Here is a 6,679-nt window from a genome sequence, read left to right as displayed (position 1 = left end):
ATTTTGGTTTGTAAGGCAATTATCTATGTATATCTTGCCTTACAGATTTTTTTTTGCTCACTTTTTCAGTGCCATTGCCCCATAGATGGCAATAAGTACGAATTGGTAGCGGGAGAACGGCGCTATCGAGCCGCGTCGTCGTTAGGCTTGAATGAAGTTCCTGTCGTGATTCGGGAACTGACAGACACAGAGGCGCTGCAAATTGCACTGCTGGAGAACTTGCAGCGGGAAGATTTGAATGCGATTGAGGAAACCGAGGGGATTCTGCAATTGCTGGCAATGAAATTAAACTCTACCTCCTCGTCAGTTATTGCTTTGCTCGGAGCGGCCGCGCACCCAGAACGCGCAGGTGTGGATAACGTTATCCACAGCTCGGATTGGCAAATAGTAAGCGATATATTTGTACTCGTCGGGAAGTACACTCCAGAGAGTTTCCGAACCAATCGCCTCCCCTTGCTGAACCTGCCAGATGATGTGATTGGAGCGCTGCGGAAAGGACGGATTGAATATACCAAAGCCAGAGCGATTGCCCGAGTTAAGGATAGCTCGGAGCGCTCCCAATTACTAGAGGAGGCGATCGATCTCAACCTCTCTCTGACCCAAATCAAACAGCGCATTGCCGATTTAAAAGCCCAAAATACCGGGGAGGCGACAGCACCGAATCGCTCGCTTAAAGGTCGCGTAGATGCAGCTTATGGCAGAGTGAAAAAGTCTAAGGTTTGGGATGACCCCAAAAAGCAGAAGAAACTAGAGAAGCTGTTAGCTGAACTGGAAGCTTTGGTGGGTGAGGGATTGGAAAATTGAGGCGGATTTTAAAGTAAAGCCACCTAAATTCACCAAATTATAGCAACCGCTTTCGTCGGCGGCGGACGCAAGACGCAAGACATCCTCAATCGCCAGAATGCAAACAATTAAATCGATCGAGTTGTTTGCGGGTGCGACTTTTTAGCCAAGACCAGCACTATTCAATTTTGTTGAGATCGAGAGAGCTATTTGGAGCGCTCGTCTATTGCAGGCAGTAAATTAGCCGACTGAGGGTCGAAATTTTTTTGGGGCTGCCGCGGTCGATCGCGGCAGCTTTAATCTGCGAGCGCCCGCGCGCAACCGCAAGCAAACCACGCCGCAACCGTGGTTTTATTTGGCGGTCAATATTCTCTAAAAAATATTAACAATTCAGAACTTAAAGCCCAAAAAGTCGAGAGATAGTCATTAGCGATCGGCGAGAGCGCTCGCTCTTTGTTTGCAGTTGTCTAATTCTGCCTCGCACAATTGCAGTAGTTGTTTTAATTGTGAATAAGAAAAAAGCTCTAAAGTAGCCTTTGTTCTTCGATTAAAGTCAACTTTTAAAAGTTCGCAGACCATTCGTGCAGCTTGATTGGTGTCGAAACCTTCGGAACTGCTGATAACGCCGATTGCTGTTTCTTCGTACCAGCGTGCGGCTTCGCCGTTTCCTTCAATTTCGATCGCGGTTGCAAAAGGTCGATCGTCTACAGTGAATGGGTCAGATCGTTCCATCCGAATTCGATCGCTGTTGCCAAAGTCGGGCAATACTGTTTTACCGTTGCTTAGTCCGATACTTGCTGCCATTGCATTTTGCTCTTGCGTGACGCTAGCGATTGTAGCAGGTGCAGTAGGTGCAACAACTTTATGGCTCGGGAGCGGAACCCGCGTCAGAGAGATTAAATATTTCAGAGGGAACCGAACCTCCGTCAAGGCGAACTATAACAGATCGCCCACCGTTGGCAAAACCTCTGACAGTGCCCGTATTTCCGCCATAGAGGGCGTTGCTGTTGCCAATTTGAACTAAATCCCCTTGGGCCAGTTGTACTGTTTCAACGGGCGGCGATCCGATCGCTAAATCCAAAATAGGTTGCTCTGGCGCGCTCGACGTTCGACCGCTGTCTGGGTTGCTGGCTGCTGCTGCCGACTTCAAAGGTTTCTTTAAAGATTTTTTTTCATCTCGAACAGCAGCGAGCGCCCAATTGATGCTGAGTGTTTCGCAATCTTTCAAAAACGCGGAGCTCCGCGCTTTTGCTTCGATAAGGTTCCAATATTTTGAAATCGCCATGTAGTCCTGTGCGGTTCGCGGGCGAATTCCCGCCGACTCCAAGCAGCTCAGGAATTCTCCATAATTGCACCGTCGCTTAAATTCTTGCAGCAGCAAACCCGCATTGCGAGCGCAGTTCAACTTTGCAAAAGCTAGCTCTAGTTCCTTTCGCTCGATGCGCTCTATTAGTCTGTGCTCCGACGCAATTCGGCTTAGCAATTCTTGTTTGTCAAAGCTTTCTAGATCGAACTCCGGTAAGGCTTGCGAGATATTAAACCCTGCTGGGACTGACGGCAGCAACTCAGCAATTGAGTCAGTTGTCAAAGGTGCCGCACAGTCGATCGCTTGTTGAGCGTCGCTTTCATGTTGAGGGCAATCGACCGGTTGTTCTGCCGGAGGCTGTGGTTGAAACTTGGCTTTCGATCTGGTTTTAGCTTTATTAATTGCTTTCATTTATTAAACTCCTGCATCAAGAGCTGCAAGTCTTCAGGTTTTTCCCCGCTCCGGTCGATCGCCAGCTTTTTTCTTCAGACATAATGTTTGTGCTATATTGAGCTTGTCTGAGTAGGCAACAATAATTAAGTAATTACTTAATTATATGATATAGTTTCAGTTATGGCTGAATAAAAATGAAGTTTTATGAAGCTCTCGACAAAACCATTGAATACTACGGGATCACTGCTAAATGGTTGTCGGAGCAGTCAGGCGTAAGCCAGCAAATGATTTCGCAGTTTAGAAAAGGGAAGCAGCGGGTTTATAGCGACAGTCTTGAGGCAATGATTAGTTCGCTTCCTCTGGAGCCGCAGCGATATTTGTTCAGTTTGTTTCTTGGCGATCGAGTTCCGGTTTTTTTGGGAATGGATGAGACGGAGCTTGCAGAGATTATGGATGATATTGCAGAGATTATCCGTAAAAAAACTGTTCTTCGATCGCAATCTCAGGTGAGCGGCCCGCAATTGGCTGCGGGTAATTGGTTCGATCGTTCATGCTTGGGCCGATCGTCCATTGGTTGAGATGATACTAAACGGCAGTTTCATAGACTTTTCCTGACATTAAAGACATCAGGTCCAAAAAACACGGTGTTCTTGTCGCAATCGCTGTCTGTAACTGGTAAAATAAGTATCAATGTTGGCACTCCTGACTTGCTCCCTGGCTATGTACGCCCTGAAGCTAGAACTCAAACTCAACAATGCTGAACGTACCCTCATGGCGCGACACGCTGGTTACGCTCGGTTTTGCTACAACCTAGCTCGTACCCTGTACGTGGGCGTGATGGACATTAAAGTCAGCCGCACCCGAAAGATTGCCGAAATAAAAAAAACCTTTACCAATTTCATCAAAAAACAACCAGAATATCAATGGACTAACACTTTATCATCCCGCGTTTATCAAAATGCTTTCCGGGCCTTCAATAACTCCCTCGAACGCTTTTTTAAAGGGTTAAGCGGGTTTCCTAATTTCAAACGCAAGAAATCCGGGGATTCGTTTACAGTAGACAGCAGCAATGGACCAGTATTTCAGATGGCTGGCAATCGGATAAAAATTCCTACACTGGGAACGTTTCGCCTGAAAGAAGCTATCGGGTACAACTGTTGCTCTCAAACATTTACCATCAGCCGTACTGCGGACAAATGGTACGTCAGTTTTACCATAAAAGCTGACAAAATCCCCCCTTTATATCGTGAAGTATCGGAAGCGACAGGCATAGATTTAGGAGTATCCACCTTTGCCACCTTGAGTGACGGTACGGTATACCAACTGCCAGATTCCCTAAAAAATGCGAAAATCAAGCTAGGGAAACTACAGTACCGCAATCGAAACAAGCAATTAGGCAATCGAAAACTTGGCATCAAAGCATCGAAAAAAGCTCGGAAATTCGCTCGACAACTGGCTAAAAAACACGCCGATATTGCCAATATACGGCGGGATTTCTTGCAGAAAACAACTACAGAAATTAGCCAAAAGTACGCTCGCATCCGCATCGAAGATTTAAATATTTCTGGTCTGGCAGCAAATCACAAACTGGCGGCTGCAATTTTAGATTCAGGGTTTTATGAATTTCGACGAGAACTAACTTATAAATCTCCCATCTACGGCACTGTTGTCGAAGTGGTAGATCGATGGTATCCCTCATCTAAAACTTGCTCAAAGTGCGGTAACGTTCAACCGATGCCACTCTCCGACCGATTGTTTGTTTGTGAGGCTTGTGGCAACAGTTGTCATCGAGATTTGAATGCCGCGATTAATTTAGCATCGGTCTCACGAGATAGAGTAAGGATGGCTAATCCTGAATTCACGCCTGTAGAGTAGAAGGAGCCGACTCCCTACGTAGAAGCAGGAAGTAAGTTTTAAGTGTCCGAGATGTCATTCTTGTCCGCTTTATGTCAATCTTATGTAGCAGATTCACGTTCCATTTTTGAAAGCACAATCTCCATCAAGAACATTTATCCCTTTTTTACTGGGGACAAAAACGCGGAGCGGAGGGTTTTTAGCCTTTTGTAGTGGGAAGTTCCCTGAACTGTATGGCTTTGAGGCAATGTAAATTAAATGTACCGCGATTTGTGCGATCGCTTGTTGTTGCAAAACTTCATGTATTGTCTTGTGCAAGATCGTATCCCGACTTTACCCCGTATTGACAGTCCAGGATTGAGTGGCGGTGCGATCGCATATTTCGATCCGATCGCGTATTTCGATATTATTGTAATTTGTTATTGCAAGTGGGTGCCGATCGAATCGGTTTTAGAACCGTTGGCTAAAGGTCAAGTTACTGTCGATTCTTTTGGGGGTAATGAAGCCGAGTATCGGGAGTATTTAGAGCGAAATGCTTCTCAAGTTGAGGTAGGATAAGTATTGGTAAAAGTTGGCGAGTTACGCTCGGGATAGCTGCGCTTCACGCGCTTGAATCAAACAACAGCTAGATGAGAATGCAAATTGCGATCGCGACTTTTTCTACAAGCAATTGAATTTGTGCGATCTCGCACAATGGTTCGTTGTTTTCGTCGCGCGAGCGCTCAAAATACACTTGGTACTTTACCGATCGTACCTCATGCGTTTGAAAACTGTTGCAGGCTGTGCTAGCGTAGCGACTTTTGTCCGATCGAGCGTTCCTGTTACAACTTATTAATTATGACAAATCGCGATCGCTTTTTCCCAAACATTCAGGTATGCTGAGCAAACCAACAGTCATTAAAAACTGACAGTAAAATTGTGTTAAGGTGTAAAGGTGTGAGGGCATGATTCCTAAATTTGATGAGAACGGCAACTTGCCACCGGGAGTGCATTGGTGCGAATGGGAGGAGTTTAAAAATAGATTTGGTACTAATTCTACGAGGCAGCGAATGATAGATGGTTTGGAGTTGGCACTCGCCCAATTAAAAGCAGCAGGCTGTAGAACTATTTATATTAACGGTAGTTTTGTTAGTAGCAAGCCAAAACCAGGTGATTTTGATGCGTGTTGGGAACCGGAAGATGTGGATTACGATTATCTGCGAAAAAATGCCCCGAGATTGCTAAATAATTTAGACCGCAGCGCGCAGAAATCCAAATATAAAGGTGAAATCTTTCGTTCGGACCAACCTGTAGGAGATAGCGGATTAACTTCTTTAGAATTCTTTCTGCGCGACAGAGAGTTAAACCCTAAAGGGATTATAGCCATAGATATATTAAGGTGGGAACCATGATTAAAAACGAAAAAGAGTATGAATCCAGCCAAGAATGCGCCCGCAGATTTGAAGATTCTCTTAAGGCGTTAGAACGAGATGAAGAACTGAAGAAAAAAGACCCTGATGGTTGGCAACTTTCTCGCGATGTCAAACAATCTCATTTGACGGCTTTACAAGCAGAGATTGCTGAATACGAAACACTAATTAAGTGCGAGAGAAATCAGCCGATTTTCATTAAAATTGACAGCATAAATAAGCTGCCAGATGCTTTAATTAAAGCGAGAATAGCAGCCCAAATCAGCCAACCAGAACTGGCTCAAATACTAGGAATTGAAGAACAGCGAGTTAGGCAGTATGAAGATACAGATTATCAATGCGCCAGTTTTGTAGAAATCCTCGAAGTTAGTACGGTTTTAGGCATAGAATTTGAAATCGCCGCGATTCGAGTAGATTTTGAGGAAATAGAAGCTGTCAAACAAAGCGCCCGGAAGTGGCGAAAGGAAAAAATTAACCTGACAGCTAAAGCATCATAAATGTTAGGCCCGATTGGCTATTCCTGATATTAAGCTTCTCAAACAGCCTCAGACAATATAAACTTATTTCCTCTCGTTCTTTACGCGGCAGCCGGCAACTCTTCGGTTTCTTGTCCCAAAAACCGCTTGATGACAATTTCCCGGTAAGCCTCTAAATCGGGCTGCCAGTTTTCCAGAAGCTCGTACAAATGATGCAGCTTTTCCCCTTCTAATTCCCCCGCAATTTCATACTGGAAATTGCCCGAGAACAATACAGCCGGAGTCGGTTCGGCCAGAGTGCAGTTGCAATAAAGCTTCGGCAACGCTCGCCAGTGGCGAGCGTGCCAAAACTGGGTCGATCGGGATGGGGATTGCCTAAAATTTACCAAGAAACTGGGTCGAAAGCCCCGTCCTTCTAGGACGGCTTTAATTTAGTAAATTATAAAGAATTGCTAAAA

General features: G+C 45.2%; 9 protein-coding genes. 6 read left to right on the top strand and 3 right to left on the bottom strand.

Annotated features, from left to right (window positions below):
* Positions 1-804 (top strand): ParB/RepB/Spo0J family partition protein (locus QUB61_RS37005; protein WP_333136109.1); only part of this gene is annotated, 804 nt, incomplete at its 5' end.
* Between the two features lie 405 nt (positions 805-1,209).
* Here QUB61_RS37005 and QUB61_RS37000 read toward each other — a convergent pair.
* Both QUB61_RS37000 and QUB61_RS36995 read right to left on the bottom strand, forming a co-directional pair.
* Positions 1,210-1,587, bottom strand: a complete 378-nt coding sequence (locus QUB61_RS37000) for a hypothetical protein (RefSeq protein ID WP_333136107.1) — start codon at positions 1,585-1,587, stop codon at positions 1,210-1,212.
* 58 nt (positions 1,588-1,645) lie between these two features.
* Positions 1,646-2,500, bottom strand: a complete 855-nt coding sequence (locus tag QUB61_RS36995) for a hypothetical protein (protein WP_333136105.1) — start codon at positions 2,498-2,500, stop codon at positions 1,646-1,648.
* A gap of 176 nt (positions 2,501-2,676) precedes the next feature.
* Between QUB61_RS36995 and QUB61_RS36990 the strand changes: the two genes are divergently transcribed.
* The 5 genes from QUB61_RS36990 (at position 2,677) to QUB61_RS36970 (ending at position 6,242) form a co-directional block, all read left to right on the top strand.
* Positions 2,677-3,060 (top strand): hypothetical protein, encoded by a 384-nt coding sequence (locus QUB61_RS36990; RefSeq protein WP_333136103.1) that lies wholly within the window; start codon positions 2,677-2,679, stop codon positions 3,058-3,060.
* A gap of 112 nt (positions 3,061-3,172) precedes the next feature.
* Positions 3,173-4,357, top strand: a complete 1,185-nt coding sequence (locus QUB61_RS36985; RefSeq protein WP_333136101.1) for a transposase — start codon at positions 3,173-3,175, stop codon at positions 4,355-4,357.
* A 237-nt stretch (positions 4,358-4,594) separates the two neighbouring features.
* Positions 4,595-4,894 (top strand): hypothetical protein, encoded by a 300-nt coding sequence (locus QUB61_RS36980; RefSeq protein ID WP_333136099.1) that lies wholly within the window; start codon positions 4,595-4,597, stop codon positions 4,892-4,894.
* A 386-nt stretch (positions 4,895-5,280) separates the two neighbouring features.
* On the top strand, positions 5,281-5,727 hold the full coding sequence (locus QUB61_RS36975) for a DUF6932 family protein (protein ID WP_015211867.1): 447 nt from the start codon (positions 5,281-5,283) through the stop codon (positions 5,725-5,727).
* A complete protein-coding gene (locus QUB61_RS36970) occupies positions 5,724-6,242 on the top strand; it encodes a hypothetical protein (RefSeq protein WP_015211868.1) in 519 nt (172 codons plus the stop codon). The genes QUB61_RS36975 and QUB61_RS36970 overlap by 4 nt, the downstream gene beginning before the upstream one ends.
* 80 nt (positions 6,243-6,322) lie before the next feature.
* Here QUB61_RS36970 and QUB61_RS36965 read toward each other — a convergent pair whose 3' ends face one another.
* On the bottom strand, positions 6,323-6,610 hold the full coding sequence (locus QUB61_RS36965) for a hypothetical protein (RefSeq protein WP_333136097.1): 288 nt from the start codon (positions 6,608-6,610) through the stop codon (positions 6,323-6,325).
* Positions 6,611-6,679 lie beyond the last annotated feature (69 nt).

This window comes from Microcoleus sp. C2D2, assembly GCF_036702495.1.
In the GTDB taxonomy this organism is placed as follows: Bacteria; Cyanobacteriota; Cyanobacteriia; order Cyanobacteriales; family Microcoleaceae; genus Microcoleus.
Note: the sequence above shows the minus strand (reverse complement) of the source record. Positions and strands in the feature narration are given on the sequence as shown.

Coding starts and splice junctions, on each gene's coding strand:
- QUB61_RS37000 (WP_333136107.1), bottom strand. CDS start 1,587: ATGGCAGCAAGTATCGGACTAAGCAACGGTAAAACAGTATTGCCCGAC.
- QUB61_RS36990 (WP_333136103.1), top strand. CDS start 2,677: ATGAAGTTTTATGAAGCTCTCGACAAAACCATTGAATACTACGGGATC.
- QUB61_RS36975 (WP_015211867.1), top strand. CDS start 5,281: ATGATTCCTAAATTTGATGAGAACGGCAACTTGCCACCGGGAGTGCAT.
- QUB61_RS36985 (WP_333136101.1), top strand. CDS start 3,173: ATGTTGGCACTCCTGACTTGCTCCCTGGCTATGTACGCCCTGAAGCTA.
- QUB61_RS36995 (WP_333136105.1), bottom strand. CDS start 2,500: ATGAAAGCAATTAATAAAGCTAAAACCAGATCGAAAGCCAAGTTTCAA.
- QUB61_RS36970 (WP_015211868.1), top strand. CDS start 5,724: ATGATTAAAAACGAAAAAGAGTATGAATCCAGCCAAGAATGCGCCCGC.
- QUB61_RS36980 (WP_333136099.1), top strand. CDS start 4,595: ATGTACCGCGATTTGTGCGATCGCTTGTTGTTGCAAAACTTCATGTAT.